General features: G+C 61.1%; 14 protein-coding genes and 1 pseudogene. 10 read left to right on the plus strand and 5 right to left on the minus strand.

Going from position 1 to position 18,683, the window contains the following annotated elements; genetic code table 11:
• The first annotated feature begins 32 nt into the window (after positions 1 to 32).
• From ACFPFG_RS01450 to ACFPFG_RS01485, 8 genes and pseudogenes are all read left to right on the plus strand, one after another.
• Positions 33 to 1,442, plus strand: coding sequence for a GntP family permease (locus ACFPFG_RS01450; protein WP_374621725.1), 1,410 nt, complete (start codon positions 33 to 35; stop codon positions 1,440 to 1,442).
• A 307-nt stretch (positions 1,443 to 1,749) separates the two neighbouring features.
• Positions 1,750 to 2,787 (plus strand): aliphatic amidase, encoded by a 1,038-nt coding sequence (locus ACFPFG_RS01455; protein ID WP_183017960.1) that lies wholly within the window; start codon positions 1,750 to 1,752, stop codon positions 2,785 to 2,787.
• 72 nt (positions 2,788 to 2,859) lie between these two features.
• Positions 2,860 to 3,717, plus strand: coding sequence for a CbbQ/NirQ/NorQ/GpvN family protein (locus ACFPFG_RS01460; RefSeq protein WP_380104599.1), 858 nt, complete (start codon positions 2,860 to 2,862; stop codon positions 3,715 to 3,717).
• 12 nt (positions 3,718 to 3,729) lie between these two features.
• A complete protein-coding gene (locus ACFPFG_RS01465) occupies positions 3,730 to 5,466 on the plus strand; it encodes a nitric oxide reductase activation protein NorD (protein WP_380104601.1) in 1,737 nt (578 codons plus the stop codon).
• Between the two features lie 80 nt (positions 5,467 to 5,546).
• The gene (locus ACFPFG_RS01470; RefSeq protein ID WP_183017957.1) at positions 5,547 to 6,695 is read left to right on the plus strand and encodes a transporter substrate-binding domain-containing protein; all 1,149 of its coding nucleotides are present in this window, start codon (positions 5,547 to 5,549) and stop codon (positions 6,693 to 6,695) included.
• Between the two features lie 2 nt (positions 6,696 to 6,697).
• Positions 6,698 to 7,372, plus strand: a complete 675-nt coding sequence (locus tag ACFPFG_RS01475; RefSeq protein ID WP_380104603.1) for an ANTAR domain-containing response regulator — start codon at positions 6,698 to 6,700, stop codon at positions 7,370 to 7,372.
• A 1,134-nt stretch (positions 7,373 to 8,506) separates the two neighbouring features.
• Positions 8,507 to 8,878: pseudogene (locus ACFPFG_RS01480) on the plus strand (hypothetical protein); the annotation flags it as partial.
• Positions 8,879 to 8,938: 60 nt separating this feature from the next.
• The gene (locus ACFPFG_RS01485) at positions 8,939 to 10,402 is read left to right on the plus strand and encodes an IPTL-CTERM sorting domain-containing protein (protein ID WP_380110214.1); all 1,464 of its coding nucleotides are present in this window, start codon (positions 8,939 to 8,941) and stop codon (positions 10,400 to 10,402) included.
• A gap of 69 nt (positions 10,403 to 10,471) precedes the next feature.
• Here the strand turns inward: ACFPFG_RS01485 and ACFPFG_RS01490 are convergent, their stop codons facing one another.
• The 4 genes from ACFPFG_RS01490 to ACFPFG_RS01505 all read right to left on the minus strand — a co-directional run bounded on the left by ACFPFG_RS01490 (position 10,472) and on the right by ACFPFG_RS01505 (position 12,878).
• Positions 10,472 to 10,750 carry a hypothetical protein gene (locus tag ACFPFG_RS01490; protein ID WP_183017954.1) on the minus strand — a complete coding sequence of 93 codons (279 nt, stop codon included), beginning with the start codon at positions 10,748 to 10,750 and terminating at the stop codon, positions 10,472 to 10,474.
• A gap of 507 nt (positions 10,751 to 11,257) precedes the next feature.
• On the minus strand, positions 11,258 to 11,578 hold the full coding sequence (locus tag ACFPFG_RS01495; RefSeq protein ID WP_183017953.1) for a hypothetical protein: 321 nt from the start codon (positions 11,576 to 11,578) through the stop codon (positions 11,258 to 11,260).
• Positions 11,579 to 11,622: 44 nt separating this feature from the next.
• The gene (locus tag ACFPFG_RS01500) at positions 11,623 to 11,928 is read right to left on the minus strand and encodes a hypothetical protein (RefSeq protein WP_380104606.1); all 306 of its coding nucleotides are present in this window, start codon (positions 11,926 to 11,928) and stop codon (positions 11,623 to 11,625) included.
• 797 nt (positions 11,929 to 12,725) lie between these two features.
• Complete coding sequence (locus ACFPFG_RS01505; protein ID WP_380104608.1) at positions 12,726 to 12,878, minus strand: hypothetical protein; 153 nt, start codon at positions 12,876 to 12,878, stop codon at positions 12,726 to 12,728.
• Between the two features lie 512 nt (positions 12,879 to 13,390).
• Between ACFPFG_RS01505 and ACFPFG_RS01510 the strand changes: the two genes are divergently transcribed.
• Positions 13,391 to 14,242 carry an NPP1 family protein gene (locus tag ACFPFG_RS01510; protein ID WP_183017950.1) on the plus strand — a complete coding sequence of 284 codons (852 nt, stop codon included), beginning with the start codon at positions 13,391 to 13,393 and terminating at the stop codon, positions 14,240 to 14,242.
• A gap of 358 nt (positions 14,243 to 14,600) precedes the next feature.
• Here ACFPFG_RS01510 and ACFPFG_RS01515 read toward each other — a convergent pair whose 3' ends face one another.
• Complete coding sequence (locus tag ACFPFG_RS01515; RefSeq protein ID WP_380104610.1) at positions 14,601 to 15,785, minus strand: hypothetical protein; 1,185 nt, start codon at positions 15,783 to 15,785, stop codon at positions 14,601 to 14,603.
• Between the two features lie 512 nt (positions 15,786 to 16,297).
• Between ACFPFG_RS01515 and ACFPFG_RS01520 the strand changes: the two genes are divergently transcribed.
• On the plus strand, positions 16,298 to 18,565 hold the full coding sequence (locus ACFPFG_RS01520) for an IPTL-CTERM sorting domain-containing protein (RefSeq protein ID WP_380104612.1): 2,268 nt from the start codon (positions 16,298 to 16,300) through the stop codon (positions 18,563 to 18,565).
• Positions 18,566 to 18,683: the final 118 nt, after the last annotated feature.

Consider the following 18,683-nt stretch of genomic DNA (forward strand, 5'->3'; position numbering starts at 1 on the left):
TTTTTGACTAGAACCAATGGACTGGAGACGATTTGAGTACCCTGGCAATCGTGATTTCCCTGGCTGGACTGATGTTCCTGGCCTACCGAGGCATCTCCGTGCTGCTGCTGGCACCGCTGATGGCCGCCGTGGCCGTGCTGCTGTCCGGCGACCTCAGCCACATGCTGCCGCTGTACACCAGCACCTTCATGGGCGCTCTGGGCAACTACATGCTGCAGTTCTTCCCGGTGTTCCTGCTGGGCGCGCTGTTCGGCCAGCTGATGGCGGACTCCGGCGCGGCCACCGCGATATCGCACTGGATCATGCGCGTGCTGGGCGAGAAGCACGCCATCCTCACGGTGGTGCTGGCCTGCGCCGTGCTCACCTATGGCGGCGTGTCGCTGTTCGTGGTGGCCTTTGCCATCTATCCGATCGCCAAGTCGCTGTTCCGCGCGGCCCATGTGCCCAAGCGGCTGATACCGCCCACCATCGCGCTGGGCTCGTTCACCTTCACCATGACGGCGCTGCCGGGCACGCCGTCCATCCAGAACGCCATTCCCATCCCCTACTACGGCACCAATGTGTTCGCGGCACCGGGCCTGGGCATCATCGGCGGCATGACCATGCTGGCCCTGGGCCTGTGGTGGCTGCAGTCGCGCGCGGCCAAGGCGCGCGTGGCTGGCGAAGGCTACGGCGACCATGACGATGCCGTCGAGCAAGGCCTGCATGAAGAAAGCGATCCCGCCCTGCACAGCCGCCGGGACCTGCCGCTGCTGCTGGCCCTGCTGCCGCTGGTGCTGGTGATCGCGGTCAATGCGCTGCTCACCTACGGCGTGTTTCCGCAGATGGATTTCGGCTTTCTGAAGGAACGTTTTCCTGCCGTGGACCCGGCCAAGCAGACGGGCCTGTGGGCACTGATCATGGCCCTGGCCGTGGCCTGCGCCGCACTGGTGCTGCTGGGCCTGGGTCGCTGGCGCAACCTCAAGGAATCGGTGAACAAGGGTGTGCTGGGCTCGATGCTGCCCATCTTCAACACCGCCTCGGAAGTGGGCTACGGCGCCGTGATCGCGGGGCTGGCAGGCTTTGCCATCATCCGCGAGGCCGTGCTCAACGTGGCCCCGCACAACCCGCTGATCTCCGAGGCCGTGGCCATGAACGTGCTGGCCGGCATCACGGGGTCGTCGTCCGGGGGCCTGTCGATTGCGCTGTCCACGCTGGGCAAGGACTACCTGGCCATGGCCGCCCAGCTGGGCATCAGCCCCGAGCTGCTGCACCGCGTGGCGGTGATGGCGGCCGGCTGCTTCGACACCCTGCCGCACAGCGGCGCCATCATCACGCTGCTGTCCATCTGCGGCCTCACGCACCGCCAGTCATACGGCAACATCGCCATCATGACCATTGGCGCACCACTGCTGGCCCTGGTGCTGGTGATCACCCTCGGCACCATGTTCGGGTCCTTCTGAGGGAACAGGGCGCAGGGCGCGCGCGGGAAATACCACGGCGTCGCGCACGCCACAACCGGCATATGACGTATATGCGCGGGGCGGGTGCAAGGCAACAATGCATGCACGGCGATAAGGCATCGCCCCGATTCATTCCCGCATTACCGACAAGACGACATCCGCTGCCAAAGCTGCCAGCGCCGATGTCGGGCAACAAGGCCCGAACCGCTTCCTGACCCGGAGCGGTTCGGGCCTTTTTTTGTTGGCCGGGAATCGAGGGGGCTGCGATGCCGCACGCCGCCCCCTCAACCCCTTCAGGAGCAGCAGCATGAGACACGGAGATATTTCCAGCAGCAACGATTGCGTCGGCGTGGCGGTGGTCAACTACAAGATGCCCCGCCTGCACACCAAGGCCGAGGTGCTGGACAACGCGCGCCGCATCGCCGAGATGCTGGTGGGCATGAAGCGCGGCCTGCCGGGCATGGACCTGGTGATCTTCCCCGAGTACTCCACGCACGGCATCATGTACGACGCCAAGGAGATGTACGACACGGCCAGCGCCATCCCGGGCGAAGAGACCGAAATCTTCGCCGACGCCTGCCGCAGGGCCAACGTCTGGGGCGTGTTCTCGCTGACGGGCGAGCGCCATGAGGAGCACCCCAACAAGGCGCCGTACAACACCCTGATCCTCATGAACAACCAGGGCGAGATCGTGCAGAAGTACCGCAAGATCATGCCCTGGGTGCCCATCGAGGGCTGGTATCCGGGCGACTGCACCTATGTGAGCGAAGGCCCCAAGGGCCTGAAGATCAGCCTCATCATCTGCGACGACGGCAACTACCCCGAGATCTGGCGCGACTGCGCCATGCGCGGCGCCGAACTCGTCGTGCGCTGCCAGGGCTACATGTACCCGGCCAAGGAGCAGCAGATCATGGTCTCCAAGGCCATGGCCTTCATGAACAACTGCTATGTGGCCGTGGCCAATGCGGCGGGCTTCGACGGCGTGTACTCGTACTTCGGGCACTCGGCCATCATCGGCTTCGACGGCCGCACCCTGGGCGAGACCGGCGAGGAGGAAATGGGCATCCAGTACGCCGAACTGTCCAAGCACCTGATCCGCGATGCGCGCAAGAACGGCCAATCCCAGAACCACCTGTTCAAGCTGGTGCACCGGGGCTACACCGGCACCATCAACTCCGGCGACGGGGACAAGGGCGTGGCCGCCTGCCCCTACAACTTCTACAGCCAGTGGGTCAACGATCCCGAGGGTACGCGCGAGATGGTCGAGTCCTTCACACGCACCACCGTCGGCACGCCCGAATGCCCCATCGAAGGCATTCCGCACGAGGCGCCCAAGCACCGCTGACAGCGTCCTGCCTCCGTGCCAGCAGGCGCGGGGGCAGGCCCGCCCATGAACACGCAAAGGTGAAGAGTGAAGATGAGCACGACAACAACCACAGGCCCGCTGCACGCTCCTGCCAACCAGGCCGCCGACCCGCTGGCGGCCTACCGCATCGAGGAAGAGCCCTTCTACCGCCCCTCGGGCCGGGAAGTGCAGCTGTACCGCCAGGCCTACCAGCACCGCATGCCGCTCATCCTCAAGGGCCCCACGGGCTGCGGCAAGACGCGCTTTGTGGAGTACATGGCCTGGGCGCTCAATCGCCCCCTGGTCACGCTGGCCTGCAACGAGGACATGACGGCCTCCGACCTGGTGGGCCGCTACCTGCTGGATGCCGACGGCACGGCCTGGCACGACGGACCGCTGACCCTGGCCGTGCGCCATGGCGGCATCTGCTACCTGGACGAAGTGGTGGAGGCCCGCCAGGACACCACCGTCGTCATCCACCCGCTGACCGACGCGCGCCGCGCCCTGCCGCTGGACAAAAGGGGCGAGGTGGTCCACGCGCACCCTGACTTCCAGCTGGTGGTTTCCTACAACCCCGGCTACCAGAGCAGCGCCAAGGACATGAAGCCATCGACGCGCCAGCGCTTCGCTGCGCTGGACTTCGACTACCCTGCACCCGGGATCGAAGCGGACATCGTGGCCCACGAGACCGGCATTGCCCCGGCCACCGCTCGCAGCCTGGTCAGCCTGGCGCGCAGCACGCGCGAACTGCGCCACCGGGGCCTGGACGAAGGCGCCTCCACCCGCATGCTGATCTACGCAGGCCTGCTGATGCGCGACGGCGTCTCGGTGCATGACAGCTGCGACATGACCATCACCAGCGCCCTGACCGACGACCCCGACACCGCCGCCGCGCTGCGCCAGCTGGTCGAAGCCGAATTCGGCGCCTGAGGGCCGCGCGCCATGGCCATCGTCTCCGCTGCCTTGTCCGAAGAGTCTCGCCTGTTGCACACGCTGGGCCTGCTGGCCAGCGGCCTCGCGCGCCAGCCTGTCGCCGTACAGGCGCTGGCCAGGATGCCGGCCAGTGCCCCGGCGCCGGGCCAGGCCCACGCCCTGCCGCCGCGCGCCGTGCTGATCAGCCGGCCTGCCCGGCTGCTGGTTCCCGCCAACTTGCCCATTCAGGCAAACCTGCACGCAGCAACGATGGCCCATGCCGCAGCCCATCTGCGCTTTTCGCCCACCCGCCAGGACAGCAGCGCCCTCAAGCCCATGGGCCAGACCGTGGTGGCCGCGCTGGAAGATGCGCGCGTGGAGCGGCTGCTGTGCCTGCAGCACCCCGGCGTGCGCCGCTGGTTCGAGGCCTGCATCGCGCCCGAGCCCGACCCATCCGACCTGGGCTTTGCCGCCTTCATGGCGCGGCTGGACCGCATGCTGCTGTGGCCAGACCGTATGGACGGCAACCACTGGATCCACAAGGCCCGTGACCTGTTCGAGGACACCGCCACGCGCCACGGGCTGGAGGACTACGCCGCATTCCGGGCCATTGCCTCCATCCTGGCCAACGACCTGGGCCAGATGCGCGTGCGCATGGACCCGAACCACCATGCCGTGCCCAGCATCTACCGTGATGACAACAGCTACCTCTGGCAGCATCCGGAGTCGCCCCAGGAAGAGGAAGACACACTCGCGCTGCAGCAGTCCGCTGCGCGCGCGGCTCCGCCTCCATCGGCCGGCGCAGGACAGCAGTCCGATGCACAGGAAGGCCAGTCGCTGGACCTGGACCCAGGCCTGGAACTGTCGCGCCACAGCTATCCCGAATGGGACCGCAGGTCGGAGCGCCTGAAGAAGGACTGGTGCACCGTCATCGACACCCTGCCCGCATGGCAGCCCGAGGCTTTGGCCGGGAAAGGCTCCCAGGCCGGCAGACAGACACTGCCGCCCCTGCCGCTGCCGCCCGCACGCCAGCTGGACCGGCGCCAGCGCCTGCGCCGCCAGTGGGAAGGCGATGACCTGGACTTCAATGCCGCCATCGAGGTCCAGGTGGACCGCCGCCTGAACCTGCGCCCTGAGCCCCGCCTTTTCATGCGCGCCGGCAAAGGCCCGCGCCCCACCAGCGTGCTGGTGCTGATGGACGCTTCCGAATCGGTCAACACGCCCGGCCCCCACGGCGCCAGCCTGCTGGAGCTGGAGAAACAGGCGGCCCTCATGCTGGCCGAATCGCGTGCAGGCCACAGGACCGGCGTGGACCGCCTGGCCATCCACGCCTTCTCGTCCAACACGCGCGCCGAAGTCCGCTACCTGCGCCTGCTGGACTTCGGCCAACCCTTTGCCGATGAGGCATCCGCCCGGTTGCAATCGCTGCATGGCCGCCATTCCACCCGCCTGGGCGCAGCCCTGCGCCACGCCAGCAGCCTGCTGGCGGCCGAGCCTGCTGGCCAGCGCCATCTGCTGGTGATCACCGATGGAGCACCCGCCGACATCGACGTGCATGACGATCGCTACCTGATCGAAGACGCGCGCCATGCCGTGCAGCAGGCCCGCGCCGCAGGCATACGCATCAGTTGCCTGGCCGTGGACAGCCAGGCCGACGGCTATGTGCGCCACATCTTTGGCGGGCGCAACTACGGTATTGCCGACGACGCGCGGCATCTGCCAAGGCGGCTGTCCCAGATGAGCGCAAGGCTCGCAGCCGGCCGCTGACCTCGGCAAGCGCCACGGAAATCTCGATTAACCTGAAGCATGCAAAGAACGCAAGCCAGCACCTGGCACAGAAGGAACCCATGAACGACCCCGTCAGAGTCGGCATTCTTTACTCGGCCACCGGCACCACATCGACCATCGGCCAGTCCCAGCTGCAGGGCGCGCAGCTGGCCATCGACGAAATCAACGAGGCGGGCGGCCTGCTGGGGCGTGAACTGGTCGCAGTGCGCTACGACCCGGCCTCCACGCCGGCCCGCTACGCGGCCCTGGCCGAGCAGCTCATCGTGCGCGACGGCATCAACGTCATCTTCGGCTGCTACATGTCCAGCAGCCGCAAGGCCGTCATCCCCATCGTCGAGAAATGGAACAAGCTGCTGTTCTATCCCACGCTCTACGAAGGCTTCGAGTTCTCGGGCAATGTCATCTACACGGGCGCCGCGCCCAACCAGAACAGCGTGCAACTGGCCGACTACATGACCAGCAGCTTCGGCGCGCGGGTCTACCTCATCGGCTCGGACTACATCTATCCCTACGAGTCCAACCGCATCATGGGCGAGCTGGTCATGCAGCACCCGGGCAGCGACAAGCTGGGCGAACACTACCTGCCGCTGGACGCCACCGAGCGCGACTACGCGGCCATCATGCAGGACGTCCGCGCCAGGCAGCCGGACTTCATCTTCTCCACCGTGGTCGGCGACTCCACGGCCAGCCTCTACCGCGCCTATGCCGATGCGGGCTTCAACCCGCAGACCATGCCGATTGCCAGCCTCACCACCTCCGAGGCCGAGATCGCCCAGATGGGCGCCGATGTGGCGGCCGGCCACTTCACGGCCGCGCCCTACTTCCAGTCCATCGATTCACCGGCCAATGCGCGCTGCCTGGCCCGGCTGCGCCAGCGCCTGGGCGACGACTGCCGGCCCAACCTGTGCTGGGAGGCCGCCTACTTTCAGATGCACCTGTTCGCCAACGCCTTCCGCCAGGCCGGCAGTGACCGCATAGGCGAGCTGCTGCCCCATCTGCTGGGCAGCGAATTCGACGCGCCCCAGGGCCGCATCAGGCTGGACCCCGACAACCACCACACCTGGCTGCACCCGCGCGTGGGCCGCGCCAATGCACAGGGCGGCTTCACCATCGTGCGCCAGGCCACGCGGGCCGTCTCGCCCGACCCCTACCTGGTCACCCATTCCCTGGGCGACTGGACCGCCAGCCTCGGTGCCCTGGAGACCTGAGCGTGACTGCCGTACCAAGCAAGGACGCAGGCAGGCCCCTGCTCGAAAGAAAGCCGCTGCTGCGCGCCACCTCGCCCCAACTGAAGGAACTGCGCCAGTTGCGCATCGCCGTCATCCACCCTGACGACGCGGACGGCCGCCTGCTGGCCCAGCAACTGCAGCGCATAGGCTGCCAGGTCCAGGCCATCTGGCCGCCCCAGCCCAGCCTGCCCGAGGGCACGGACGTGGTCTTCCTGGCCGTGCGCCCCGATCACCTGCAGTTGAACTACGCCTGGACCCAGGGCGAGGGAGAGAGCCCGCCCACCGCCATCGCCGTGGTCAACTACGAAAACCCCACCATCGTCTCCGCGGTGCTGGAACTGCAGGTACAGGCCATCCTGCCCTCGCCCATCCGCTCCTTCGGCCTGCTGTCCACATTGGTGCTGGCACGCAGAAACCACAAGGAATCACGCCAGCAGCAGCAACGCATCGCCAAGCTCCAGGCCAAGCTGCTGGGCCAGCGCCGCGTGGCCGAAGCCAAGGCCATCCTCATGCAAACCCACCAGATCAACGAAGACCAGGCCTATGAAATGATCCGCGCCCAGGCCATGAGCCGGCGCAGCTCGGTGGAGGAGATTGCCCAGGCCATCGTCCATGCGAGCGAAATACTGTCGCTGGGCAAGGGCGTGGGTCGGTGAAGGGCCCCGGGGCGTCACATGCTCCATCGCCGAAGCCGCACCACTGTTGAGCGGCCTTGCGCCATGCGCCATCTGCAATCGGCGCTATCGCGTCCAAGGTTCTCATACGAGAAAAAAATTGTGGGCAGATAGATTTCGTGCGTGCCCCGTCAGGCCACGGTTTTGCTCATCTTGACATAAATATTGGCTGCCGCCCCCTGAACCGCGCCCGATCTGGCGCCAATGCCCCGCTCAGCGGTCACAACCGCATTGCGGCCATACCGTCCAGGCTTGCCAGCTCTTTGTCCGGGTTCTGGGCGGCCAGCACTGGGAGGCACTTGCCCTTCTTCCAGGAACAAGCGCATGGCGCCTGTATCTATTCGACGATGACACCACCAAACCATCGAATTTGATAATGAATTATCAAATTCGATAATTAAATATCATTCTGTTAATTTTTGTGAAAAAAACCAAATAAAGATCCACCTGTGCAAAGATTACAAATCCTGCTGATCTTATTCCATTATGATTAAATACTCCAATAGGGAGACATGCAATGATTGAAGGTGGCTGGTGGAACGTACATAGCGAAAACGGAAGTTATATCGGGCAAATCCAGGGGGATGAATTCATAATTGGAACAAAGAGGATACTATTTCGAATAAACAATAACAACATCTATAATACAGAAGTACCTTCCAGGCACATAGCACAGATCTTAGATAACCGAGCAATCACGCCAAACGGGAATCTACTCATGTATTTTCTCAATTCAAGAAATTCCATTGAGTAGAAAATCCGTTGATCAAAAACCGCTCAGAGACTGCATTGTTGCCCTATTGATGCTCCAGCGTCAGGGCCTTTTGGACGTCGTTCACGTGATGGGCTGTGCTGACAGCCGGCTTTTCACCCACATCTGCAGCGCGCGCCTTGGCCAGTTCGGCCTCCAAGGTCCGGGATGGTCAACAGGCACCCTATCAAGGTAAATACCAAATTTCAGTGATAGACAAAAATACACAAGTTTCTACAATTTGTGGCGCATTTGGTCATCCAATAGAAATTCGGAAAACAGCGCTACAGAGAGTGCGCCGATCTCCAAAATAAGGGAACAACATGTCTTCTGGAGTTTTGCGCACATGGATGCTTGGCAGCGCCATGGCTCTTGCGGCCTTTTCTGGCTCCGCGAGCGCAGAGTCGCTAAACGTGTCTACATCGCAGACCAATGCCTCGTGTTACGGGGGAGGCAATGGCACCGCCACGGTTGAAAACATCCGGAACGGTGTTGCACCCTTCTCCTACCTATGGACACCCACTGGGGGCACAAACGCTACCGCAACAGGGCTCATGGCAGGCACCTATACAGTTACGGTTACTGACACGAAAGGCCTGCAGGGCACAGCTTCTACGATCATTGGACAGCCCGGAATACTGTCAGGCACACCGTCTCAGATCAATCCCGTTGGAGATAGCAGTAACGGTAGCGCAACCATCGTGCCTACCGGAGGCACCCCTGGCTACACATACAACTGGACCCCCCTCGGGAGCACAACGGCAACCGTGGCGGGACTAGCTCCCGGTCAATATCGGGTGACCATCACAGACGCCAACGCCTGTCAAACGATGCAGACCTTCACGCTGACTGCTTCCGCCCCCTCGGTGCAGTCAGTCAGCGTCCCTGCAAATGGAACCTATACCGCTGGGCAGAACCTGCAGTTCAATGTGAACTACAACGCTGCTGTCGCGGTAACAACAGCTGGCGGCCTGCCCTCTATCCCCTTGGTGATTGGTGCAACCAACCGGCAAGCGACCTTCGTCGGCGGCAGCGACACGTCTATACTGACCTTTGCATATACCGTGCAGCCGGGAGACGTTGACACAAATGGCGTGACACTGGGATCCGCCATCGCTCTCAACGGGAGCACGATGACCAGCGGTGGCACCAGCGCCGTACTGACTTTGGCGAATGTAGGTGCCACGGCCGGCGTGCTGGTGAATGGCGTGCAAGCCCAAACCATCACGTTCGCGAACCCCGGCATCCAGAATTTCGGCACCACGCCGACCTTGAGCGCAACGGCCAGCTCCACCCTGCCGGTGAGTTTCAGCTCTTCCACCGCAGATGTCTGCACCACCTCCCCTGGCGGCAGATTGGCATTTGTGGCCACCGGCTCCTGCACTATCCATGCGAACCAGGGCGGCGATGGAAGCTACGAGCCAGCACCTCAGGTGTCGCAGACCTTCATGGTGAGTGCGACAGCACCTGGAACCCCCACCATCGGCCACGTCACTGCAGGTGACGGCCAGGCCATGGTTACCTTCACTGCTCCTGCATCCAACGGTGGCAACCCCATCACCGGGTATATCGTGACTGCAACCCCCGTGGGCGCATCTGGCGTAGTCACACAGCAAGGAACGACATCACCCATCGTCGTGGCCGGCCTGACCAATGGCTTCATCTACAACTTCGCCATCGCGGCAACCAACGGAACGACCGGCGCACCCTCCCCAGCCGTACAAGCCACCCCACGCAGGCTGGAACTGGTGAGTGCCCCCGGCAGTGTGCCCGGCATGGCCGGCACGCCGACTGCCACGATGTCCGGCGGCGGCCCCACCTGCACGCTGCAGCCTGGCGGCGGCTTCGGCCCCGCAGCATCCACGCCGCCTGGCTTGCAGGCGCTGAACGGCCAATTTGCGTTCAGCGCTGAAAACTGCACTGCTCCCGTGACGATGACGCTCACCTACCCCAGCGCCCTTCCCCAAGGCGTGCAGTTCCGCAAGCCCGATGGTGCCGGCGGCTGGTTTGACCCTGTCACTGCGCTGCATGTGCGCGTGGACGGCACGCGCACCACAGTGACCTACACCATCACGGACAACGGACCTGGCGACACCAATCCTGCAGCGGGCGTGATTTCAGATCCACTCGTGCCCGTGCTGGCAGCAGCCGGACCAGGTGGCGGCACGGCAGCCATTCCCACGCTCAGCGAGTGGGGAGTCATCCTGATGTCTGCCCTGCTGGCGATGTTCGGCCTGCGCCGCACGCGCCGCCAGCGCTGATACAGCCTTGACCTGAAAAACCTGAAAAAGCAAGGCCCGCAACTGCGGGCCTTTTCTTTGCCTGCGCGTTTACAGGCGGCGCGCGGCGATCAGCAGGCGCTCGGCCAGCGTGGGCTTTGCAGCCAATCGCCCTGCCGTTCCCAATACACCGTCGCGGCCCGTTGCCGCGCGCGCTATCAGGGCTGTGCCCAGCGCACCGCTCACAAGGCGGCCCATGCCGCTTTCCGCGCGCCGGGCATGGCGCAGGGCCAAGAGGCCTGCGCCGAGTACCAGCCAGTGCTCTCCCGTGAATCCCTTTCGAGAGTCATCCCACTTGCGCAGGTCCTGGATCTTTTCTGAAACCGTCATTCATAGCTCCTGTTTCTTCAGAGCTTTTATGTTGTGCCAGCAGCGGGCTGCAGGCTGTCGGTCCCTGGGCAAGATTTCGGTGGCGAGAGTCCTACGGGCGCGCCCCAAGAGCCGGTGCTGGGGAAATGCAGAGCGCGCGTGTGCTGGCCTGATCGTCGGCCATATCAACAAGCGCCTGGGCATCTTCGAGGTGAAGGCCACCACGGCCGCGGCACTTGGCATTGCCACGGTCAAGGACCGCCGCGCCGTGCACATGCCGGAGACGGGCGCCACCCGGACCGCCGGGGCAAGCCCCGAACTGGATCGGCGGCAAGGACAGGGGACAGTTCTTCATCGAAGCAGCCAAAAGTTAGGCAACGAACTGCCGATACACCAAGCAAGGAGGTGCGCGCCAAGTCTAGGCGGCGCCTCAAGCCCCTGGGTACGCGTGCCAGGGGCTTTTTCTTTCAACAAGCCGCTTCTGAGCCGGCAACGCGCCGACCCATGCCTGCGCTGGAGCACTGTGAATCAGCGAGTCCTGAATGTGTAATAAAAAACCCATGCGGCGACCATGTAGACCAATGGATAGGCCGCAACATACCCGGCTGCATGTAGCAAAGCCGTCACAACATCCGAAGTGAAAAGAACCCCTTTGGTTATCACCACGAAAAGGCCAATGGTGTAGCCCAGCAACAGAAGGTATGCCCCTGCACCGGCGAACATCAGCATACCCCGCTGGAGCGCCGGAACATGCAGCTCGCCGCGGTGCAATCCGACGGGAATGCGGATCAGCCTGTTGATCGCCATGATGAAAACGAATGGCAAAAATATGAGTGGCAGAAGAAACATTGATCCATGCTCTCAGACTGTATGCACCACTGTAGCCGCCTCCTTCACGCCCCCAGCAACCGACCGAGGCATGAGCACAGCGCATGGCGCTGTCCGGATGGGAATGGGCGCCCTGCCGTCGCCTGCAGCGGCGCATCGACGCCGCGCGCGGCCGAAGCATGCGGGAAGACCTGGCCCAGCCACACCATGCCATTGACCACGGTGGCCGGGCCTGCCTCGTCTTCCGTGCGCCGCTTCCTGGCGTAGCCCAGCAGATCCTGCACCGTGAGCTCGATTGCCTGGAAGCCTGCAGACGCGATGTCGGCCTTTTTGCCACGCCCCCACGCAGTCGTTTTCGGCCGCGCTGACATAGTCCTGCAGCATCTCCCCCGCTGAAACTCTCTTGTGCTGCATCTACCCGATGCGCGCTCCTGCTCAATTTCATACCCGCGTCTGCGCAGCCATTCGTCCGCCAGGACCTTCCGATCAAGGCCGGACTCTCGCTGTGGATGAACGTACCGCTCTCCATTGGCAGGACCTGTGCGGTGTAGGCCAGCGAGCCGCCTGGGCGCTTGTGTGCGGTGATGATTCCCCCTGAGTGCTCAGAACTGAACAAACAGGAAAACGGGGGGTGGATGGCGAAGAATCAACGACCGCCACCGGTGCAAAAAACCCAATCAGATCAATGACAAACGTAGAAAATCAAGCACCTGCCAGCATGTGGCGCATGTCCGTGGCGCCCATGATGGACTGCATTGATTTATGAAAAAATCATTATCTGACAACAATTTAGAGGAATAGCCGCGACCCTCTGTAGCAACTATGCAGCATCGCTCGCTTGGCTGCGCTTCTAATTGTGCGTAGATCCGGCGGTCTGCATGTACCGACCGATGAGCGGCTGGCCTACCAAGCTCAGAAGCGTTTGAGCGGAAGGGGCATGGCCCAATCGGGGAGTAGTACCTGGTCATGAGGCTGCGACCAACGGATTAAAGTCCGATCCACCGAAATAGGCATGAGAGAAAACACCTTGCACATCAACAGCTTGCAGCGATAGCCACGCTCTTGGTGTTTTCGAAATCATGCCTTCTCCCCACTGGTCCAGCCTACTTTGGGCAGGTTTTGGTCATGGCACAGTGACTGCCTGGGCAATCCACTATCAGCTCCTTACCTAGAACAGCGCCTCCTCAATGGCTGGGTTCAGCCGATGCAAAGAGGCCTCGATCTCCGCGTTGATTTCTTTCACCAGCTCGCGCTTGTTCAGATCGTCGCTTACCTGCACGTGGCGCCGCGCCCTCGCCAAGTCGGAAATACGCTTATCCACCAGGGCGCGGCATCGTCATTTTCGACAGCGGCACGTCCAGTACCTATCCGCGCTCGACACGACCGTTGGCCTCCGCCATGTGATGTTGATGCGTTTCAGATTCTCATAGTAGTCAATTCTCTTATCGCACCACTTTTCGGAGCAATGACTTCCACCACTACACGGATGCAGCGCGGAATCGCACACAAGACGATAAGAACAGCGGTAACCGCCCACTGCTCTTTGCAAACAAATTCTCTCCAAAGAATCAACCCCACACTAGCAATAGTCAATGACAAATCGTTATCAATTTCAAAATACCAAATTTCAGGTATATGAGATTTCCAAAAAAAAGTGTGTAATGTACTTACCAATTGTGGCTCAGACCCTCATGTCGCACTATTGAGCGTCAAGCACTTTGTTTGTAGAGAAAATTACCGACCAATTTTTCGCCAACATTAACTTGACCATTTATCATAGATCGCATGAGATAAATTTAGATCTCCATAGCTCAAATTCTGAAGGAACTGCAAATGCGCAAATCAAATATTCTTCTTGTTTCGCTGACAGCAATACTCTCTTCAACCGCGCACTCTTGGGAAAAAGACGATTGCCCCAGCACAGAGGCAGCTTGCTTCGCCGTATCAAAGGAAAATAGGCCGCAAATTTCCCCAAACCTTAAGAGTGGAAAAATAGTTTTTGCCTTCGGAAGCAATGGCGATGGATGCTTGGCATCCTCACCCGTCGGTGAGATCGCTGGAGAATTGAAGCCCAACCCAGGCATCAAGGATACAGGAGCCCGAAATGGGCATTGCGCTTATGCGAATCAACTTGAAAAAGCAACAGTTGCTGTAAGCGAGTTCAAAACCAACGTGGATGGTGACGAATATTCCGCAAGAATGTTTTCAGTATATTTTGTCAAAGATCAAGGTCCAACGACCGGTTGGGGCCATCGCCACGACTGGGAAGATGTAGTTATCTGGAGCAAAAATGGCAATATTGAATATATTGGCGCGTCGCAACACGGCCCTATACACAACTACAAGTCCCAAGATGTACCTCATCTCAAAGGCCAACCAAATGTATATGCATTTAAATATGTAATACACAAAGGGACACATAATTTCAGCAAAGCCCAAGGAAAAAACTCATCTGGAGAATTCATACCAACCAACACGAATCCGACACCATCAGGGAAATGGTTTGGTGAAGCAGAAGATATTTATTTGGATTTTTCAGACTTCAGTGAGAAATCTTCAAATTACTGGAGCGTTATAAAAAATGCAGATTTTGGCAAAGCCACATTTAAGGCAGGAAATTCTTCTTATATCAACAAGAATATTCCAGCCGGATGGCCTAAATCATTAATTTTTAAAGCAAAATAAAAACAAGAGACAACGATAACAGCGAGTGCCCGCGCTGCAGCAGCACGAAAGCAGGAAGTGTGGCACCCGCAAGGTGGAGTGGTACATGATGAGAAATCTGATGCACCATTGTAGTCATCTTAAATCCCAGAATAGGTAACGGACTGCGCATGTGCTGTCAGTAATCCAAACAGCACCATGAGTGATACGCATCATTTACCAAAAATAGCCTTAAACACATATGGTCCTCGCACGCTTGTTAAGCACAATAGATAAAATAAATCCGTTTTATCTCATTAAATCGATAGTCCGCACCGATTAAACCAAATTAGCCCATACACCAAGCGTAAGCTGCTATTTTTTAAGAAGTTGATTTCAGTCACTTAGATTTCTTCGCTCTGATCTCTAAGCCACCGGAATTCAGCACACAGAGCAATAGTATCCATGTTAATTCCCCATTACTATGACCGCGGGCCGGCTGCAGTGCAGATGCATGATCAACAATTTGCGCGACACAGGCATGCTGCTCATTCATCGTGACTTCCAGGGTTTCATTGAAGTCCGACAGCCAGTTCAGCAGCGCGCGGCCGCTGCCGATCACCTTGCCCTCGCCCACCTGGTCCAGCGCCTTCTGCAATGCCTTGGCGCGGTCCTTGGGATCGGCATGGAGGTCGCGGTAGCCGGTGGTGCCGCCGTCCAACTGCAGCTGCTCCCAAAGCTTGGCCCATTCGCCAGTGCCAGCGCCCTCCTCTCGGCGCCCACGGCGCAGATCCTTGTAGATGGCGCGGGTGGTGCTCCGGATGTTGTGGAACACCTCGGCCATCTCGGCCAGCACCTCCTCGGCAGCATAGCGCCGGCCCACCAGGTAGTCCCGCTCGCCATACTCCTGCAGCTTGGCGCGCACCTCGCGCGGGCGAGCCACGATGATATGGTCCAGCACCGCATCCAGCTTCTCGCCGAAGGCGCCGCGCAGGCCGTGGTGGCCCTGCGCCTCGTGGTACAGCACGCGGGCAGCATCCTCGGGCGTGGCCAGCTGGCTTGCCGCCAGATAGACCTCGCCATCGAAGTAGAAACCCTTGGGCACGCCCTCCGCGCCCTCGGCCGCCTGCAGTCGCTCCGTGTCGCGCGCCTCCTGGGGCACGCGCGGATCCTGCAGGTCGAACACCACGTTGATACGCGGGGCGTTGGCCCAGGCCTGGCGTACCGCGTCCACGACCTTCTGCGCGCGCGCCATGGAAGCCGGCTGTGCACCGCGCGCGCCCGCCGGCGCCGCGCCACCCGCGATGCGCGGCAGCTCCTGCGCCAGGTCGGCCGTCATGGTGGGAGCCACGGAACTCTCGGCGCGCTTGAACGACACAGCCGCCAGCTGCTCAGCCCCTTCCTCAGAACGGGACAGCTCGCTGCGCGTGACGGACAGATCATCCTCGGGATACCAATAGATGTTCACCTTGTGAGCCCGGTTGCCGGTCTTTCCTCCGCCCACATGCGCAAACCCGCGATAGCCCATGTCCTCCAAGTTGTAGCGAATGCCATCGAAGCGCTCCTGCAGTTCGTCCGCACTCACGCCTTCCTAGCGAGACTCGGCGCTCCGGCTTGCCCTTGCCCGCATCAGCCGCGCCGTCGTCGCCCTCTTCTTCCTCTTCCGCATCAAGGGGGCCGCGCCCCAGGGCAGCCAGCGCTGCAGCGTTGTCTTCCTCGGGATCGTAGTCGTCTTGGTCGGCTTCCATGGCCTCGCGCTCGGCGTCGGACAGGAGGCGCAGGTGGTCGTCGTTCAAGCTTATGTGTGCGTCCTTTCGTGGTTTGGATCACGGCAGGGTGGCAGGCTTGGCACGAGTGGTGGATATGGCGAAAAATCCGAGGACGCCCATACTTGCCAAACGACGCTGAGCATTTGCACAGCGAAATCAGTGATAGAAAATATGCTTTTTGTTACTAAAATCACTAGGCGCTACTATGGTCAGCAACAGAGACGGGTGCATTCAAGGTGCGGTTCATCTAGCGACTTGAATTCAACCATTGAGAAGCCTCTCCCAATAGAAAACGCATTCTTCCAAACCTTAAATTAGGTAATTAGCAATGGCCTACATGATTAAAATTTCGCAAAAAATAAGGCTCTTACCTTGGTTTTTTCGAGGAATCGCTGTTTTTTTCCTGCAGTTGTTCATGTTGGTAGCTTCGTCCCATGCAGGAGCGCCAGTTATCACTAACCCCACCTCAGGAAGCACGCTACCGACCATCGCCGTAGGACAGTCCATGCGCATCACCATATACTCCATAGGAGGCGTAGCACCCTTGGACAGGTGGGTGGAATGTGACGCAAACGATCCAGACTATGACAGCGAGGCGCCCTGCCTCCCGCCAGGGCTCGTACTGGACGCTTCGCCAGGCTCGGCGACCACGGACTTGCATGGTACCCCCACCACAGCCGGCGCGTATACCTTCAGCATCACTCTGAATGACGACAACAACGATGGCGGTGTTGCCAAGTATTACCTATTGGTGACCAGTCCCGCTGTGCCCACGCTGACGAGCGTCGCCCCCAACAGCGGCAGCACCGCCGGCAGCACCTCGGTCAAGCTCACCGGTAACAATCTGACGGGCGCCACTGCAGTCAGCTTCGGAGGTACAGCTGCCTTGGACTACGCCGTCAACAACGCCACCACAATTACGGCTACCACACCGGCCCACGCGGCAGGCGCTGTGAATGTTACGATCATTACGCCTGGCGGTTCGGCCACTCTTGTCAATGGATATACCTACAATGTGCCGGTGCCTGTTGCAGGGGCAGCGAGCGCCATGGTCGCAGCCAACAGCAGTGCCAACCCCGTCACACTGAACCTCAGTGGCGGCGCCGCCACTAGCGTGGCCATCGCCAGCGCAGCCAGCCACGGCACTGCCACGGCCAGCGGGACCAGCATCACTTACACACCCACGGCAGGTTATTCGGGCTCAGACAGCTTCACCTATACCGCCACCAATACCAGCGGCACATCCAGCCCGGCCACGATAACCATCACGGTCAAACCCCCGACTATTGTATTTACCCCGACCAGCCTGCCCAACGGTACCGTCGGTTCAAGCTACAGCACCACCGTGTCTGCCTCCGGTGGCATGGCGCCCTACTCCTACACCATTACCGCCGGCACTCTTCCCATCGGGCTGAGCCTGAACACCTCCACCGGAGTGATCAGCAACACGCCCTACTCCAGTGGTACCACCGACCTGACCATCACGGCCACAGATGCCAACGGTGCCACCGGATCAAGAGCCTACACATTTACAATCAATGCCCAAGCGCCCGTCGCCGGCGCCGTCAGCGCCACGGTTGCTGCCAACAGCAGTGCCAACCCCATCACATTGAACCTTAGCGGTGGCGCCGCCACTAGCGTGGCCATCGCCAGCGCAGCCAGCCACGGCACTGCCACGGCCAGCGGGACCAGCATCACTTACACACCCACGGCAGGTTATTCGGGCCCAGACAGCTTTACCTATACCGCCACCAATGCCACAGGCACCTCCAGCGCGGCCACGGTATCCATCAACGTCAGTGCCCCGACTTTGGCTGTGGCGCCTGCTTCCCTGAACGCAGGGCTCCAAGGCACCACATATAGCGCCACGGTCAGCGCGTCGGGTGGCACCGCTCCCTACAGCTACACCATCAGCTCAGGCAGCCTTCCAGCCGGTCTGACTCTCAATACATCGACCGGCAACATCAGCGGAATCCTTTCCGCCAGCGGCACCAGCAGCTTCACGGTCACGGCCACGGATGCCAACGGTGCCAAAGGCTCACGAGCCTATTCAGTAGCTGTGACAGCACCGGTCGCCGAAACCGTACCGCTGCCCGGCAACGCAGGCAATGCGTCCGTACTGGTCACCAGCACCCAGGCGGGTTGCACGGTGTCCCCCGGAACCCTTCGCATCAGTGCGTCGGGCATTCCCAGTGCACCGGCGAATGCATCCTTCCCAGTGGGTGCGCTGTTCTTCAGTACCACCGGCTGCGCAGGCGCCAAGCTCCAGGTGCAGGTGGACTACCCTGCCGGCAGCCTGGCGGGGTTGAAGATGCAAAAATATGGCCCCCACGGCCAGCCGCCCATGCAGGTCGGCTGGTTCACCCCGCCGGACCTGGCTGTCAATGGCAATTCGGTGAGCTACAGCGTCACGGATGACGGCGAGGGCGACAACGAGACCACCGTGCCGGGCGTGATCACGGATCCTTTCGCGCCCATGTTGCTGGCGGCACCTGCAGCCTCGCACGCAATTCCCACGATTTCTGAGTGGGGCCTCATCGTGTTGTCGGCGCTGATGTCAATTTTCGGACTGGCAAGAATGCGGCGACAAGCCTGAAACACAAGCCACCTAAGGGTGGCTTTTCCTTTTGCCCGCCCGCGCGCTTGTCAACGCGACGTGTTGGGCCAGGAATCACTCATCAGGGCTGCATCAGCTGCATGCCCATCAGCCTTTG

The organism is Delftia deserti, assembly GCF_042653485.1.
In the GTDB taxonomy this organism is placed as follows: Bacteria; Pseudomonadota; Gammaproteobacteria; order Burkholderiales; family Burkholderiaceae_C; genus Comamonas; species Comamonas acidovorans.